Source organism: Limnohabitans sp. Jir72 (assembly GCF_003063575.1).
GTDB lineage: Bacteria > Pseudomonadota > Gammaproteobacteria > Burkholderiales > Burkholderiaceae_C > Limnohabitans_A.
On sequence record NZ_NESC01000007.1, the window covers coordinates 112,184 to 127,333 of the forward strand.

The window sequence follows — 15,150 nt, forward strand, 5'->3', positions numbered from 1 at the left end:
TCTGATCCCATAGGTCGGCACCTCCAAGTCTGGGATTGTGGCCATCGCACGCCTGCTGCTCTCGCTCATGCAGCGCTTGCACGAGGTGCCCCCGGGGTGATGCTGCGCGTCATCCTGTCCGGTATGCCCGCGCCCTAGATACTGCGCCAGCAGCTGCAAGCGGTGGCACAGGCCGTGGCTACCTGATGCATGCTAGGGTTTTTACTGATTCCACCGTATGAATCAGGTCTTGCACATTTAATATGCACACATACAATATGCACACATTTCTTAAATTGATCAGGCAGGAGATCCCATGAGCGCAGTGCAATCGCAACTCCCCGTCATCGTCGCAGGCGGTGGCATTGGCGGGCTGGCCGCCGCTTTGGCGCTGGTGCGTCAGGGCTTTGCCGTGACCGCGCTGGAACAAGCCCCCGAGATCGGCGAGATCGGTGCAGGCATCCAGCTTGGCCCCAACGCCTTCCATGCCTTTGATGCCCTGGGCATTGGCGACAAAGCCCGTGGCCGTGCGGTTTACACCGACTACATGGTGATGCACGATGCCATCGACGAGTACCAAGTGGGCAAGATCCCCACCGACGAAAAGTTCCGCCAACGCTTTGGCAACCCCTATGCCGTCATTCACCGGGCCGATGTGCATTTGTCCTTGCTCGAAGGCGCGCAGGAGACCGGACAAGTCGAGTTCCACACCAACACCCGCGTGGTGCGCATTGATCAAGACGAAACCAGCGTGACCGTGTGGGACCAGAACGGTAAGGCTTTTCAGGGCTGCGCCCTGATCGGTGCCGACGGCGTGAAGTCGGTGGTGCGCGAGCAGTTTGTGGGCGACCCGGCCCGCGTGACCGGCCATGTGGTGTACCGCGCCGTGGTCGACAAAAAAGACTTTCCCGAAGACCTGCAGTGGAACGCCGCTGCGATTTGGGTCGGCCCCAACTGCCACTTGGTGCACTACCCGCTGCGCGGTGGCGAGCAATACAACGTGGTGGTGACTTTCCACAGCCGCCAGCAAGAAGAATGGGGCGTCACGGACGGCAGCAAAGAAGAAGTGCAAAGCTACTTCCAGGGCATTTGCCCCAAAGCGCGCCAGCTGATCGATCTGCCCAAAACCTGGAAGCGCTGGGCCACCGCCGACCGCGAGCCGATTGGCCAATGGACTTATGGCCGCGTGAGCTTGCTGGGCGACGCCGCCCACCCCACCACGCAGTACATGGCGCAAGGCGCCTGCATGGCCATGGAAGACGCCGTCACTTTGGGCGAAGCCCTGCGCACGCACCAGAACGACTGGCCCAAAGCGCTGGACATGTACCAGCGTGCCCGCGTGGCCCGCACCGCCCGCATCGTGCTGTCGAGCCGCGAGATGGGCCGCATCTACCATGCCAAGGGCGTGGAGCGTCTGGTGCGCAATGACCTGTGGCGCGGTCGCAGTCCTGAGCGCTTTTATGATGCAATGGCATGGCTGTACGGCTGGAACGTGGGCAACTGCCTGGACGCCGCACAAAACACCTGATCGCACGGAGACAAAAACATGAACGACCTCGGCCGACTCGAAGACCTGCCCCAAGACTATGTGCAAGACCTGCGCAACCTCAATCTGGTGCCGCTGTGGCCCAGCCTGCGCGGCGTGCTGCCGCCCAAAGTGCCCACGCGGCAAACCCAGCCCACCTGCTGGGCTTACAAAGACATCAAGCCCCTGCTGCTCAAAGCAGGCGAGCTGACCCCGATTGAAAAAGCCGAGCGCCGCGTGCTGGTGCTGGCCAACCCGGGCCATGGCCTCGACAAAATGCAGGCCTCAGCCGCCATGTACTTGGGCATGCAACTGCTCATGCCCGGCGAGTGGGCCCCCAGCCACCGCCACACGCCCAATGCGGTGCGCATGGTGGTGGAAGGCGAAGGTGCCTGGACCACCGTGGACGGCGAGAAATGCCCCATGAGCCGGGGTGACTTGATTTTGACGCCCACAGGCCTGTGGCACGAGCACGGTCACGACGGCACCGAGCCCGTCATTTGGCTGGATGTGCTGGACCTGCCTCTGGTCTATTACATGGAGGCCAGCTACCACATCAACGGCGACCGCCAGACCGTGGTGCACGGCCAAGGCGACAAGCAGTACGCCCGTGGCGGCGTCGTGCCCTCGCATGTGTTCGAGCGCAGCAAAAAAGCCTACCCCATGCTGCGCTACGCCTGGAAAGACGCCAAGGCCGCGCTCGAATCGCTGGCCGCTGACAATGCCGCATTGGAGCAGGTGCAAGTCACTTACACCAACCCCGAAACCGGTGGCGATGCCGAAAACATCTTGGGCTTTTACGCCCTGATGCTGCGCCCCGGCCAAACCCTGCGCCTGCCTGCGCGCTCCCCTGCACAGGTATTCCACGTCATCGAAGGCGCGGTGCAAGCGCAAATCGTGGCCAGCACCTTCACACTGCTTGAGGCCGACACCTGCTGCGCGCCCGGCTACGAAGCTGTGACGCTGACCAACCTGAATGCCCATCAGCCTGCGTTTGTGTTCATCGCCGATGAATCGCCATTGCACCGCAAGCTGGGGGTTTACGAAAACCGGGGTTGAAACAGCCATTCACAAGCGCCTCTGCTCATCGATGGTTTTCGACACCTCAAGCCGACATCGCCCACGGGGTGGGCTCCTACAAAAACAGGAGCCACCTCCGGGTAGGAGCCCACCCCGTGGGCGATGACTTGTGGCCCTCGAACCTCTCCACAGCTAGGCACTGGTCCCGTACAGACCTCAACACGCGTTCCATCCACAACTTTCATGGATTCAACCTGCACCCCTATGACTTCTTACCTCTTCAATCCCCCCGCCGTTCAGTCCCTGCCCATTCGCGGCCAAACCGAACGCTTCCCGATCAACCGCATTTTCTGCGTGGGCCGCAACTACCATGCGCACGCCGTCGAGATGGGCCGTCCTGTCGACAAGAGCGTGGAGCAAGCCTTCTACTTCACCAAGTCGCCCCAAACCCTGGTGGAAAGCGGTGCGAGTGTGGTTTACCCACCGCGCACCAGCAACTACCACTTCGAGATGGAACTGGTGCTGGCCATTGGCAAAGCAGGTTTCCGCGTGAGCGAAGCCAACGCGCATGAACTGGTGTACGGCTACGCCGCCGGGCTGGACATGACCCGCCGCGACCTGCAGCTGGTGGCACGCGACAAGGGCCGCCCTTGGGACACGGGCAAGGACATCGAGCAAGGCTCGGTCTGCAGCGAGATCGTGCCCATGCCCGGCGTGGTGATCGAGCGCGGCGCGATTGCCCTCGAAGTCAACGGCACCACCAAGCAGTCGTCCGACGTGGACAAGCTGATTTGGAACATCCGAGAAATCATCGCCGACCTGTCCACCTACTACCACCTGCAGCCCGGCGACCTGATCTACACCGGCACGCCAGAGGGCGTGGGCGCGGTGCTGCCGGGCGACAAGATCACCGGCCGCGTGGCGGGTGTGGCCGAAGTCGCGCTGACGATTGGCGCTGCCGAGTAAGGCAGCTGCGCACAAGACAAGCGCGGGCATCCATCACAATGCATGGATTGCCGCGCTTCGCTCGCAATGACAACACGTGAGAAGTCCATGAAGCTTTACAACTTTTTCCGCAGCAGCACCTCGCACCGCCTGCGCATCGCACTCAAGCTCAAAGGCATGGCCACCGACTATGTGGCCGTCGACCTGCGTGTGGATGAGCAACAAAGAGACGCCTTCAAGGCCGTCAATCCGCAGGGCTTGGTGCCAGCGCTGGACACCGGCGAGAAGGTGATGGTCCAGTCCACCGCCATCATCGAGTGGCTGGAAGAAACGCACCCCCTGCCCGCTTTGTTGCCTACAGGTGCTGACGCGCGTGCCCATGTGCGGGCCTTGGCTTCCATCGTGGGTTGCGACATTCACCCCGTCAACAACCGCCGCATTTTGCAGACCCTGCGCAAACAGTTCGGGGCCAACGAAGAGGCCATCAACGCTTGGTGCGGCACTTGGATCAGCGAGGGCTTTGACGCCTACGAAGCCCTGATTGCCGCCGATACAAGCCGTGGCCGCTTCAGCTTTGGCGACACGCCCACCCTGGCCGATGTGTATTTGATCCCGCAAGTGGAAAGCGCACGCCGCTTCAACGTGGACATGGCCCGGTGGCCCTTGATCAGCGCCATCGACCAGGCCTGCAGCGAGCTGGACGCGTTCAAGAGCTCGGTGCCTATGGCTCAGCCAGACGCCTGATCTTTTGTACGGTTCACCCTCTGGCGTATTGAATCAACCGGGCACCTGAATTCTTGCAGGAGCCCACCCCTGTGGGCGATGGTCGCGCCAAAGATTTGCAGGCCATCGCCCACGGGGTGGGCTCCTACATTCAGGCAAACACCTCGGTGTCGACTTCGCTGTTGGCCTGGTCGTTGTAGCGGTCGCCCACCACCGTTTTTTGGTTGATGAGCGCTTCCAGGCGGTTCATCAAGTCCGCATCGAGCTGCACATCCACTGCGGCCAAATCGTCCAGCAAATGCGCCACCGAGGTGGTGCCGGGGATCGGCAAGATGTCTTCGCCTTTGTGCAACAACCAAGCCAGCGCCAGCTGTGAAGGGCTGCAGCCGGCCTCTTGCGCCAGCGCGTTGTAGGCGGGCAAGAGCTTCAGATTGGCCGCGTAGTTGTCGGGTGCAAAGCGCGGCATGGTGCGGCGGATGTCTTTGGCGTCGAAGCCTGCAATGTCCAGCGGACCGCACAAAAAGCCCCGCGCCACTGGGCTGAAGGCCACAAAAGCGGCACCCAGTTCGCGGCAGGCCTGGATCACGGCGATCTCGGGGTTGCGTGTCCACAGCGAGTATTCGGTTTGCACAGCGGCAATCGGGTGCACGGCATGGGCCTTGCGCAGCGTGCTGGCCGACACTTCGGACAGGCCAATCGTCTGGATCTTGCCTTGGCGCACCAAGTCGCTCAAAGCGCCCACGCTGTCCTCAATGGGCACGCTCTTGTCCCAGCGGTGCAGGTAATACAAATCGATCACCTCGGTCTGCAGGCGGCGCAGCGCGTCTTCGCAGGTTTTCTTGATCGTCTCGGGGCGGCCATCGATCACACGCACTTTGGTGCCGTCGCCTTTGTCCACGCCCTGCATGCCGCATTTGCTGGCCAGCGTGAATTTCTGGCGGTGCGGCTTCAGGACTTTGCCCACCAAAGTTTCATTGGCGCCAAAGCCATACAAAGCAGCGGTGTCAAAAAAGTCCACGCCTTGGTCGAGCGCGGTGAGCAGCACCCGCTCACCTTGTTCGGCAGAGACGGGAGCGCCATAAGCGTGGCTGAGGTTCATGCAGCCCAGGCCAATGGCGCTGACGTTGAAGGGGCCTAATTTGCGGTGTTTCATGCACCGATCTTAGTGGCAAACGCCATGACCGAACGGATCACGGGGCCAAAGGGCGGCGACTCAACGCACACGAATGTTCGATAATCGCACGCCACCCTTGGAGCTGCCTTGCCCCCTACAGAACCCACAGCACTCGATGCCCGCGACTGGATTGCCGGTCTGGAAAAAGGCCTGTCCATCATCGAAGCTTTTGATGCGGCCCACACCCGCCTGACCGCCACCGAAGCCGGTCTGCGCTGCAACATGACACGCACGGCTGCGCGGCGCTACCTGAAAACACTGGCGCATCTGGGTTATGTGGGCAGCGATGGCAAGCTCTTTTGGCTGATGCCGCGCATCCTGCGACTGGGCCATGCCTATCTGGAGTCTGCCCGCCTGCCGCGCTTGGTGCAGCCGTTTTTGCAACGCATCACAGCAGGCACCGAAGAGATCGCCTACCTGGGCGTGGTCGATGGTGACGACACGGTGTTCATCGCCCGCAGTGACAGCCACCGACACACCTCCAGTGGCTACCTGCCCGGCTCACGCATTCAGGTGCAAGTCACGGCGGCAGGCCTGGCGGTGCTGGCCAGCATGGACGAAGCGGTGATGGACCAATGGCTGGACACGCATGAGCTGCGTTCCTTCACCTCGTACACCATCGCCAGCAAGGCCGCATTGCGCCAAGAACTGATCCACTTCAAGCGCCAAGGCTGGGCGGTGTCCGAACAGCAACTGGAGCTGAACTTCCGGGGCATTGCCGTGCCCTTGCTGGACCGCAACAATGTCGCCCACGGGGCCATCAGCGTGACCATGCCCATCAACCGAGAAGTGACCGACCACGCGCTGCACCGACTGCTGCCCGTGATGCAGGAAGCCGCACGCAATTTGCGCACGCTGCTTTGAAGCCACGCCGCCAGGGCTTCACGCCTCAGGGCTTGCCGACAACATGGGGGCCGCTTTTGCAAATTGCCAGGGCATGTTCTGCGCATCGAGTTTTTCCAGGCCGGCTTCATCCAGCGTGCGGTTCACGCCATCGATCAAGCGGGCATTGGCCGAAATCAAATGCCCCTGCGGGTCTTTGAACCAGAGCATGTAAGGCTGCTTGGCCAACATCTCCTGCTGCTGGTGCTCGCGCTCCAAGGTTTGAGCCAAGGCCCGTCGCTCCTCGGTCACATCAATCAGAACCAGTTGGCATTCCTGGCCATCTTCACCCAGCGTGGCTTCAATTCGCAAAATCCGCTCCGATCGGTGCTCCCCGGCTTGCAGCCTCACCTCACAATGCCGTCGACACTTGCCGCTCAACACCTCCTGATGAAATGCACTGAAAATGTCCCGATCGGTTGCTGACAGACAGCTCAGAAAGTCTGCCGCCTGCGTTTGAGATCGCTGAATACCCAAGGTGATGGCACCCGCCAAATTCGTTTGCAGCAAACGGCATTTCGCATCGAGACTGACAAAGCCCACAGGTGCAAAATCATAGGCATCTTGGTATTTCTGCAAACCTTGTCCGGAAATGGCCGAGATGTCTGAACGCTCTGGCAAAGACCACGAAAATGTGTCTGAAAGTCCCCCCGCACGTTCGAACAAACGGTGCGTCTCCTGTGAGACTTGCGTAAAACATTCACAAACACGGGTCACCAAGCCATCCCTGTCCAGAATCGATATCCTGCCTCGACCGCTGGCCACACAGCCGTCGGCTTGCAATTTGCCCAACGCTTGCGTCACCGACTCGCGTCGAACACCCAGCATGTTGGCAATCATTTCGTGGGTCACATGCAGTTGCACGCTGAGCAATGCATCCGAATTGAACAACAACCAATTGCAAAGCCGCTCACTCACACTGTGGTGACCAATGCACACAATGCTTTGGGCCATTTGTGCAATCAAAGCCTGCACACAGCACAACGCCAACTGCTGCAAGGGTTGACAATGCGAAAGCTCTTCCAGAAAAACATGTGCAGGCATGCGGTATGCCTGACCCGCACATTGCACCACCACACGGTGGTTCATGCGCAAACTCCCCAGAATCAGATGCACACCCACCATGCCGTCGCGCCCGATCATGGCCAGTTCCGACGAATCTCCATCCTGGGTATGCGACACGAGTGAACTGGTGCACGATGTAGGGAAGTAAACAAACTCCAAATCCTCACCGGTTTCACCGATCACCTCACCAGATACGAGCTCGACAAGCCTGAGGTGCTCCGCTATCCGCGCATAGTGATTCAACGGCAAGGAGGCCAGAATCCGGTTCTGACGGGGACTTTCAGCCATAGGGTAAGACATGTAAATCCTTTGGTGGTTTTCGTATGACACCTGCCATGCCATGACAGGAGGTCGATCAGCTCAGTGCTGATGCCCATCGTCTTGCTTGCGCGCGAAAACGTCCACTTACCCAAAGATGTGAATGCGCAGACCCTAGGGCATATACCCATGCAATAAGGCACCGGTAATCAGGTAAGCCACCCCCCTGAAACGCTTATGCGCTGCGAATTGAGCATCGAATCCGCTCATTTTCGAAATACGTTACATACTTTTTGAGGGGTCAGCGAACGTGAGCACCCCACACACATGGATGCTCCCCACCCGCAGCGCCCAGATGTGCACATCACCCAAAGTCATGGCAGCGTGCACCAAGACCAGGGACAGTGGTTGGTGATCACAGGCGATGCAAGCGCCATCCAGGTGCAATGGACATCCATGCCCTGAGCCATCCATCCAACATCACACGCTGGCTTTGCGCCAGCAATGTCAGCTGCGTTGGCGCGTCCACTCGGGCAGCGGTGCCGATTTGTGCAACACGTCCTGGTGCAGCCACGTGGCGCTCTTGCGGGCGCGCTCGGCCACAGTTTCCAGCGGCAGTTGCTGGTAGTCGTCGTTGAACACTTCAAAGCTGTAGTCGCCCCGGTAACCGATGCGGTCCAGGCGCAGCACCAAGTCGGCCAGTTGCTCGCTGTGCACGCCCTCGCCCGGGAACACCCTGAAGGTGCGGGCCGTGGTCATGCGCTCTTCAAAGGTGGGGGTTTCCTGCCACATGAAGTCCGACAGCTGCACCAAAAAGATTTTGGACGGGTCCAGCTCTTCAATCGCGTCGAGCGATGTTTTGGCCGCGAAGATGTGGAAGGAGTCCAGGCCAATGCCCAGATTGGGACAATCGGCGCGGCAGACCACGTCCCAGCTGGTAGGGAATTCGTTGACCGTGCGGCCCCAGGACAGCGCTTCGTAGGCGATTTGGATGCCCATGGGCACGGCCAGCATGGCCAGCTTTTTCAAGTCGGCCGCAATTTGGTCCAGGTCTTGGGTGGCGTGGCGCGAGGTGGACGAGCAAGCCAGCAAGACCTTGCTGCCGGTGGCCGCGCACATCTCGAGCATGGCCTTGGCGATGTCGAGTTTGTAGCTGTGCAGATGGCCTGACAGGCCTTCAAAGTCGCGCAGCACCTGAAAGCCGGTGGGCCGCAAGCCGCTGGCCTGCACCGCGGCCACAGCGGCTTTCACGCCGCCGGGGTGCGTGACCAGGTCACGCGCCATCAGCATCACCTGAGAAAAGCCTGCGCCCTTCATGGCGGCCAGCTTGGCCTCCAGCGTGCCTGCCATGGTGATGGTGTCCATCCCGTAGCCGTCGAGCAAATTCATGGTTGGCCTCACTGGTGAACGAGTTCGAAGGCGACTGAACCGAGCGCGGCGCGGGTCAGCGCACCACGGTCTTCGGGGTGCAGCTGGGTCGACTCGACAAACTCCACCCCTCGGGCCTTGAGCGCCGCCACCGCCTCGGCCACTTGGGGCACCCCAAAGCCGATGCGCTGCAGGCACTCGGGGCTGTCATCGGCATCCATCCAAGGCTCGGGCTCAATCAACTGCCACAAGAAAGTGCCACAAGGGCTCTTCATCAGCTTGCCCTTGGGCAAGATGCCAAAGCGCTCTTCATCGGGAATGCTGCTGAAGTCGAACATGTGTTCGTAATAGGTCTGCCAGTCGGCGCTGCGGGCCGCGCCGATGTACTGCACCACCCCAAAGTAACTCATGCCCGCCAGTGCCGGCGGGTTCGGGTCCACGGTCGGGATGGGCTTGAAGTCGATGTCGTAGATCGAGAACTCTTGCCAACGGTCCACAAAGTAAAAGCGGCTGCCGCCCGGGCCATGGATGGCGGGGATGTGCAGCTCCATCGCTTGTGCATGGCTGCCCACGCTCCAGGCGCCCAGCTCTATGCAGCGCTTGTGCGCCTTGAGGGCGTCTTGCACACGAAAAGCCACCGCAGAAATCACGGGCTGGCCGTCCACCGTGCCGCTCACGCGGGCATCGTCGGGGCTGGCGTTCACCACCAAGTTCATCGTGCCCTGGCGGTACAAAGTCACCTCACGCGAGCGGTGGCGCGCCACGGGCCGAAAGCCCATGTTCTCCAGCACCTGGCCCAGCGCCTGTGGGCGGCTGGTGGCGTACTCGATGAATTCAATGCCCGACAGCCCCAAACGGTTGGGCATGTTGGGGACGGCTTCGCGGTCAACTTTGTTCAAGGTCATCTCGGTGCTCCAGTTGCAGTTTGTGGGAGCCCACCCCTGTGGGCGATGGTTTTTTGGGTGTGTGCCACCCCCATCGCCCACGGGGGTGGGCTCCTACAAACACAGGTACAGCGCATCGCCAAAGGCGGTGCAGAAAAACAAAATCAATAGCTCAGCTTGGCACCACTGCGCAGCACTTCTGCGGTGGTGGTGGGCAAGCCAAAATATTCCAGATACGCCGGGATCTGTTCGTACAGCATGTCCGTGCCCACCTGGGTGCGGCAACCACGTGCTTGCGCAGCGGCCAAGAATGCGGTGGTCTCGGCCTTCATCACCACTTCGCCCACAAAGGTCTCGGGGGACAGGCGAGAAACATCCATGGGCAGCGGGTCACCTTCGTTCATACCCATGGGGGTGGCGTTCACGACCAGATCGTGGTCCACGGGATCGTTCGATCCGGTGCGCACATCGATCTGGGGGTAATGGGTTTTGAGGCGCTGGGCCAAGGCTTCGCAACCCGCCGTGTTCACATCGAACAGGCTGATGGCCGCAATGCCCGCACCCGCAAGGGAGGCGGCAATCGCGCAGCCCACACCGCCGGTGCCCACCACCAACACACGTTTGCCTGTCAGGTCAAAGCCTTTGCGCTGCACACCGCGCACAAAGCCTGCACCATCGAACATGTCGCCCACCAAGCGGCCATCTGCCAGGCGCTTGACCGCGTTGCAGGCCCCGGCCACGCGCACGGTGGCGGTCACTTCATCGAGCAAGCCCACGGTGGTGACCTTGTGCGGCATGGTGATCAACGCGCCACGGATGTTTTCCAGCGTGAACACCGACTTGAGGAAAGGCGCATAGTTCTCAGGCTTGCAGCCCATGGGCACCACCACGGCGTTGATGCCCGCCGATTCGAAATACGGGTTGTAAATCATCGGCGACTTGAAGGTGTGCGTCGGGTAGCCAATGTGCGCGATGAGTTCGGTGTTGCCGTTGATCATGGGTGAAAAGATTCGCTCATCAAGCCGCTTGCGCAGCAGACACGCCCGCACGAAGCGCCAGCAAATAGCTGTCGGCGCCAAAGCCGCAGATCTGGCCTTTGACGATTTCGGCAAAGACCGATTTGTGGCGGAATTCTTCGCGGGCATGGATGTTGGACATGTGCAACTCCACCACGGGGCAAGTCAGCACGGCCAGCGCATCGCGGATCGCGTAGCTGTAGTGGGTCCATGCGCCTGCGTTGATCAGCACGGCGTCGACCTTGTCAAAGTAGGCTTGGTGAATGCGCTCGCACATGTCACCTTCATGGTTGGTCTGGTAGCACTCGACCTCGGCACCCAACTCTTGACCCAGCTTTTGCAAGTTGGCATTGATTTCATCCAAGGTGATGGTGCCGTATTGCTGGGGGTCGCGTTTGCCAAACATGTTGTGGTTCACGCCGTGCAGCATCAAGACTTTCATGACAAATCCTTATGAATAAGAAAGAAGGCTCCACCGCACACGCGGCGAAGCCTTGGGGTGCAATTACTTGCCCGACTTCTTGGCAGGCGCTGCCGCTGCAATGCGCACCTTGTCGATTTCAGCTTGCAGCTCCTTGACCAGGTCCTGACCGACGGTCACGCCGTACTTGGCGGTCACAGGGCGCATTTTGTCGCGCAGCTTGGCCATTTCGGCTTCTGGCAACTGGGTCACTTGCATGCCGTTCTTCTTCAAGTTGTCGGTGATGCTGGCTTCCAGAGCACGGGCTTTCTCGCGCTGGAATTTGGCCGACTCGGTCACGGCGTCGGCCACGATTTTCTTCTCGGCTGCTGAAAGCTTTTCCCAGAACTTCTTGCTGATGATGACCGACTGGGGGTTGTACTGGTGACCGGTCAGGACCATGTGCTTTTGGACTTCGTACAACTTGGCGCCGTTGATGGTGGCCACTGGGTTTTCCTGGCCGTCGACGGCTTTTTGGTCCAGCGCAGCGTACAGTTCAGGGAAAGGCAGCGGTGTGGGGTTCGCACCCAAGGCCTTGACCCAGTCCACGTTGATCGGGTTGGGGATCACGCGCAACTTCAGGCCTTCCAAGTCCTCGACCTTGTTGATGGCGCGTTTGCTGTTGGTGATGTTGCGAAAACCCAGCTCGTAGTAGCCCAGGCCGATCAGGCCCTTGTCTTCCAGTTTGGCATGCAGCTTCTTGCCGAAAGGCCCATCCACCACGGCGTCAGCTTCTTTGCCAGAGCCGAACATGAAGGGGAAATCGAAGATGGCGAATTCTTTGGCCTGCGCAGCAAAGATGCCCGAGTTCATGGCCGCCATTTCGAGCGAGCCGCCTTGGATGGCCGACACGTTGGCCTGGTCGCTGCCCAAGGCACCGCCGGGGAACACATTGACTTTGATCTTGCCGCCAGAGTTCTTCTCGACGATTTCCTTGAACTTTTCCATGCCGAGAACAATCGGGTGACCGGCTGTGTTCTGGTTGGCGAACTTGATGGTTTTGTCTTGAGCCGATGCCACGCCCACAGCGGCCAAAGCCACGGTTGCGATCAAGGACTTGATGAACACACGTTTCATGAGTTGTCTCCAAAAAATAGTCAAGGACGTACGCTTGCAAAAACTTGTGGCCTGGCGTACCCGGTCAGACCACAAGAAGAAAAATCAATAGAACCAGCGGGCCGGCACCATCACGATTTGCGGGAACAGGACCATCAGGAACATCACCGCAAACTGTACCGCCATGAAGGGCATGACGCCACGCGTCACATCGTCCATGCGCATGCGGCCCACACCGGCCACCACGTTGAGCACGGTGCCCACGGGTGGGGTGACCAAGCCGATCGAATTGTTGATGATGAACATCACACCAAAATAAACCGGGTCAATGCCCGCAGCAGACACCAGCGGCATGAGCACGGGCGTCAGGATCAAGATGGTCGGCGTCATGTCCATGGCGGTGCCCACGATCATGCACAAAATCATGATGGCGAACATCAGCAAGGTGGGGCTGCCCAGCAATGGCTCCAGCAAGGCAATGACCTGCTGCGGCAAATTGGCAACCGTGATCAGCCAGGCCGACACCATGGCCGCAGCGACCAGGAACATCACCACGGCCGTGGTCTTGGCTGCAGCCTGAAAGACCTCCACCAATTGTTTGAAGTTCAGTTCTTTGTAAACCACTGCCGCCACAAACAGCGCGTAAACCGCAGCCACCACAGCCGCTTCCGTGGGTGTGAAGACCCCCATGCGCAGGCCGACCAAAATGATCACGGGCAGCATCAATGCCCAGGTGGCGCGGCGCAGCGAGGCCATGATTTCTGACAAAGGCTGGCGTGGGGGAGGTGTCAACTGCTCTTTGCGCGTCAACCAGCCCCAGGTGATCCACAAGCCCGCGCTCAGCACGATGCCCGGGAAGATGCCGGCCAAAAACAACTTGCTGATCGACACGTTGGCGGCCACGCCAAAGATCACAAAACCAATGGAAGGCGGGATGATCGGCCCGATCACACCGCATGCGGCGATCAGGCCGCCACTGCGGGCTTTGTCGTGCCCTGCCTTGACCATCATGGGCAAGAGCAGCGCGGTCAATGCCGCCGCGTCAGCCACGGCAGAGCCCGACAAGGCAGACAACAAACAGGCGGCCACGATGGTCACATAACCCAAACCGCCACGGATGTGGCCCACCAAGGCCATGGCGAAATCGACAATGCGTCGGGACAAACCGCCCGTGTTCATGATCTCACCGGCCAGCATGAAAAACGGCACGGCCAGCAAAGGAAAGCTGTTGGAGCCTTCGATCAGGTTTTGCGCCAGGATCTGGGCGTCGAACATGTCCATGTGCCACATGAGGGCCACGCCACACAGGAGCAAGGAAAAAGCAATCGGAATGCCCAGCGCCATGGCTGCGAGCAAGGAACCGAGAAAAACGGTGATGGTCATGGTGTTTCTCTTTCTTCTTATTTCAAAGGCGCAGGCACATCGATCGGCTCTTCTTCCGATTCGCGCACACCCACCAACTCGTTTTCGGACAAATCACCGGTGAACAAACGCCACAACTTGTGCAACAAGATCACGGCAATCGACACAGCGGCCACCATGCCGCAGCCATAAAAAATCGCCATCGACGCTTCCATCACCGCACTGGTGGTGTCCCAGTTGATGACCGACTGCTCATACGAACCTTTGAACAACAACCAGCAAACAAACAACATCAAGGCATGGCCAATGAACAGGAACACCTTCTTGCCAGCCACGGGCAAGCGAGACACCAGCGTGTCCGAGCCCAGATGTGCGCCATCCTTCATGGCCACGATGGCGCCCATGAAGGTGAGCCACACAAACAACCAGCGCGACAACTCTTCGGACATGGTGATCCCGGAATTGAAACCGTAGCGCATCACCACGTTGCCAAACACCAAGACGACCATGATCGCCAGACTGATCGCGGTCAGCTGGTTCAACAACCAGCAGTAACCATCCATGATTTTTTTCACCACATGCATCTCCAGAAAGGGCTACCGTTAATGTACGAACTGGTTAGTTTTATCAACTCAGTAGTTTCCCTGATCATGGAATTCACCCAAAACCTAGCTGTTATGCCGGAATTTGATGGCTGACAAAGCGCAAGATCAGCGCCACCACATGCTCGCGCTTGAGGGTGTCGGCCTTCTCTTGGCTGGCCCGCTCCTTGAAAATCACACCAAAGGTGTGGCGGTTCGACACGTTGAAGAAGGTGAACGCCGAGATCGCCGAATGGATGTCCACAGGATCGAGCCCCGCCCTGAAAACGCCCTGCGTCACGCCCCGGTCGTACACCGCCTGCACGGACTGGATGGCATTGCTGTTCATCGCCTGAATGCTTTGGCTCTGGCGCAAATAGTCGCCGCGCTGGATGTTCTCGTTCATCACCAGGCGGATGAAGTCTTCGTTGTCCCGGTGGTGGTCGTAGGTGAACTCCACCAGCTTTTGCAGGGCTTCCATGGGCGGCAGATCGCCCAGATGCAAATCCGACTCGATGGCGCGCATGCGGCGGTAGGCTTCTTCGAGCACCGCCAGATACAGGCCATCCTTGCTGCCGAAGTAGTAATAGATCATGCGCTTGCTGGTGCGCGTGGCTGCGGCGATCTCGTCGATGCGCGCGCCCGTCAAACCCTTGTCCGCAAACTCGTGCGTGGCCACCGCCAAGATCTCGGCCATGGTGCGGGCTGGGTCGTTGGTGCGTCCTGACTCACGCGCGGTGGGCACCTCGGTTGGCTTGAGCTTGGCAGAATGTACCGGTTGGTTCATTCCTGAAGTATAGGCGGGCCACTGTCACCCACTCATCAGGACAAGCCCTCATGCAGGCGCAGAGA

At 59.8% G+C, this 15,150-nt stretch carries 16 protein-coding genes; 6 read left to right on the plus strand and 10 right to left on the minus strand.

All coding sequences use genetic code 11. The annotated features are described in order from the left end of the window. Window positions 1–295: 295 nt before the first annotated feature. The 4 genes from B9Z52_RS11280 to maiA all read left to right on the plus strand — a co-directional run bounded on the left by B9Z52_RS11280 (window position 296) and on the right by maiA (window position 4,213). Window positions 296–1,507: a 3-hydroxybenzoate 6-monooxygenase gene (locus B9Z52_RS11280; RefSeq protein ID WP_108413951.1), complete on the plus strand. Its 1,212-nt coding sequence runs from the start codon at window positions 296–298 to the stop codon at window positions 1,505–1,507. 18 nt (window positions 1,508–1,525) lie between these two features. Beyond that, the gene (locus B9Z52_RS11285; protein ID WP_108413952.1) at window positions 1,526–2,563 is read left to right on the plus strand and encodes a cupin domain-containing protein; all 1,038 of its coding nucleotides are present in this window, start codon (window positions 1,526–1,528) and stop codon (window positions 2,561–2,563) included. 225 nt (window positions 2,564–2,788) lie between these two features. Further along, window positions 2,789–3,490, plus strand: a complete 702-nt coding sequence (locus B9Z52_RS11290; protein ID WP_108413953.1) for a fumarylacetoacetate hydrolase family protein — start codon at window positions 2,789–2,791, stop codon at window positions 3,488–3,490. A gap of 87 nt (window positions 3,491–3,577) precedes the next feature. Next, window positions 3,578–4,213, plus strand: coding sequence for a maleylacetoacetate isomerase (gene maiA / locus B9Z52_RS11295; RefSeq protein WP_108414103.1), 636 nt, complete (start codon window positions 3,578–3,580; stop codon window positions 4,211–4,213). Between the two features lie 130 nt (window positions 4,214–4,343). Here the strand turns inward: maiA and B9Z52_RS11300 are convergent, their stop codons facing one another. After that, entirely contained in the window at window positions 4,344–5,345 is a 1,002-nt protein-coding gene (locus tag B9Z52_RS11300) for an aldo/keto reductase (RefSeq protein WP_108413954.1), read from the minus strand. 108 nt (window positions 5,346–5,453) lie between these two features. Between B9Z52_RS11300 and B9Z52_RS11305 the strand changes: the two genes are divergently transcribed. Then, window positions 5,454–6,230 (plus strand): IclR family transcriptional regulator C-terminal domain-containing protein, encoded by a 777-nt coding sequence (locus B9Z52_RS11305; protein ID WP_108413955.1) that lies wholly within the window; start codon window positions 5,454–5,456, stop codon window positions 6,228–6,230. Window positions 6,231–6,248: 18 nt separating this feature from the next. Here B9Z52_RS11305 and B9Z52_RS11310 read toward each other — a convergent pair whose 3' ends face one another. Continuing rightward, entirely contained in the window at window positions 6,249–7,337 is a 1,089-nt protein-coding gene (locus B9Z52_RS11310) for a helix-turn-helix domain-containing protein (RefSeq protein WP_199222085.1), read from the minus strand. Window positions 7,338–7,898: 561 nt separating this feature from the next. On the opposite strand from B9Z52_RS11310, the gene B9Z52_RS17880 reads away from it, so the two are divergent. Next, the gene (locus tag B9Z52_RS17880; RefSeq protein ID WP_158270550.1) at window positions 7,899–8,036 is read left to right on the plus strand and encodes a hypothetical protein; all 138 of its coding nucleotides are present in this window, start codon (window positions 7,899–7,901) and stop codon (window positions 8,034–8,036) included. 42 nt (window positions 8,037–8,078) lie between these two features. Here B9Z52_RS17880 and B9Z52_RS11315 read toward each other — a convergent pair whose 3' ends face one another. From B9Z52_RS11315 to B9Z52_RS11350, 8 genes are all read right to left on the minus strand, one after another. Continuing rightward, window positions 8,079–8,960: a sugar phosphate isomerase/epimerase gene (locus tag B9Z52_RS11315; RefSeq protein WP_108413957.1), complete on the minus strand. Its 882-nt coding sequence runs from the start codon at window positions 8,958–8,960 to the stop codon at window positions 8,079–8,081. Window positions 8,961–8,968: 8 nt separating this feature from the next. Further along, window positions 8,969–9,844: a 4-hydroxyphenylpyruvate dioxygenase gene (locus B9Z52_RS11320; RefSeq protein WP_108413958.1), complete on the minus strand. Its 876-nt coding sequence runs from the start codon at window positions 9,842–9,844 to the stop codon at window positions 8,969–8,971. A 143-nt stretch (window positions 9,845–9,987) separates the two neighbouring features. After that, a complete protein-coding gene (locus B9Z52_RS11325) occupies window positions 9,988–10,821 on the minus strand; it encodes a shikimate dehydrogenase (RefSeq protein ID WP_108413959.1) in 834 nt (277 codons plus the stop codon). A gap of 19 nt (window positions 10,822–10,840) precedes the next feature. Next, on the minus strand, window positions 10,841–11,281 hold the full coding sequence (gene aroQ / locus B9Z52_RS11330) for a type II 3-dehydroquinate dehydratase (protein WP_108413960.1): 441 nt from the start codon (window positions 11,279–11,281) through the stop codon (window positions 10,841–10,843). Window positions 11,282–11,344: 63 nt separating this feature from the next. After that, entirely contained in the window at window positions 11,345–12,376 is a 1,032-nt protein-coding gene (locus B9Z52_RS11335) for a TRAP transporter substrate-binding protein (RefSeq protein WP_108413961.1), read from the minus strand. Window positions 12,377–12,460: 84 nt separating this feature from the next. Then, the gene (locus B9Z52_RS11340; RefSeq protein WP_108413962.1) at window positions 12,461–13,738 is read right to left on the minus strand and encodes a TRAP transporter large permease subunit; all 1,278 of its coding nucleotides are present in this window, start codon (window positions 13,736–13,738) and stop codon (window positions 12,461–12,463) included. Window positions 13,739–13,755: 17 nt separating this feature from the next. Beyond that, window positions 13,756–14,295, minus strand: coding sequence for a TRAP transporter small permease (locus B9Z52_RS11345; RefSeq protein ID WP_233251933.1), 540 nt, complete (start codon window positions 14,293–14,295; stop codon window positions 13,756–13,758). Between the two features lie 97 nt (window positions 14,296–14,392). Beyond that, complete coding sequence (locus tag B9Z52_RS11350) at window positions 14,393–15,085, minus strand: TetR/AcrR family transcriptional regulator (protein WP_108413963.1); 693 nt, start codon at window positions 15,083–15,085, stop codon at window positions 14,393–14,395. Window positions 15,086–15,150 lie beyond the last annotated feature (65 nt).

Excerpts from the sequence above, each read along its gene's own strand:
- B9Z52_RS11280 (WP_108413951.1), top strand. The coding sequence starts at position 296 with ATGAGCGCAGTGCAATCGCAACTCCCCGTCATCGTCGCAGGCGGTGGC.
- B9Z52_RS11285 (WP_108413952.1), top strand. The coding sequence starts at position 1,526 with ATGAACGACCTCGGCCGACTCGAAGACCTGCCCCAAGACTATGTGCAA.
- B9Z52_RS11290 (WP_108413953.1), top strand. The coding sequence starts at position 2,789 with ATGACTTCTTACCTCTTCAATCCCCCCGCCGTTCAGTCCCTGCCCATT.
- maiA (WP_108414103.1), top strand. The coding sequence starts at position 3,578 with ATGAAGCTTTACAACTTTTTCCGCAGCAGCACCTCGCACCGCCTGCGC.
- B9Z52_RS11300 (WP_108413954.1), bottom strand. The coding sequence starts at position 5,345 with ATGAAACACCGCAAATTAGGCCCCTTCAACGTCAGCGCCATTGGCCTG.
- B9Z52_RS11310 (WP_199222085.1), bottom strand. The coding sequence starts at position 7,337 with ATGAACCACCGTGTGGTGGTGCAATGTGCGGGTCAGGCATACCGCATG.
- B9Z52_RS17880 (WP_158270550.1), top strand. The coding sequence starts at position 7,899 with ATGGATGCTCCCCACCCGCAGCGCCCAGATGTGCACATCACCCAAAGT.
- B9Z52_RS11315 (WP_108413957.1), bottom strand. The coding sequence starts at position 8,960 with ATGAATTTGCTCGACGGCTACGGGATGGACACCATCACCATGGCAGGC.
- B9Z52_RS11320 (WP_108413958.1), bottom strand. The coding sequence starts at position 9,844 with ATGACCTTGAACAAAGTTGACCGCGAAGCCGTCCCCAACATGCCCAAC.
- B9Z52_RS11325 (WP_108413959.1), bottom strand. The coding sequence starts at position 10,821 with ATGATCAACGGCAACACCGAACTCATCGCGCACATTGGCTACCCGACG.
- aroQ (WP_108413960.1), bottom strand. The coding sequence starts at position 11,281 with ATGAAAGTCTTGATGCTGCACGGCGTGAACCACAACATGTTTGGCAAA.
- B9Z52_RS11335 (WP_108413961.1), bottom strand. The coding sequence starts at position 12,376 with ATGAAACGTGTGTTCATCAAGTCCTTGATCGCAACCGTGGCTTTGGCC.
- B9Z52_RS11340 (WP_108413962.1), bottom strand. The coding sequence starts at position 13,738 with ATGACCATCACCGTTTTTCTCGGTTCCTTGCTCGCAGCCATGGCGCTG.
- B9Z52_RS11350 (WP_108413963.1), bottom strand. The coding sequence starts at position 15,085 with ATGAACCAACCGGTACATTCTGCCAAGCTCAAGCCAACCGAGGTGCCC.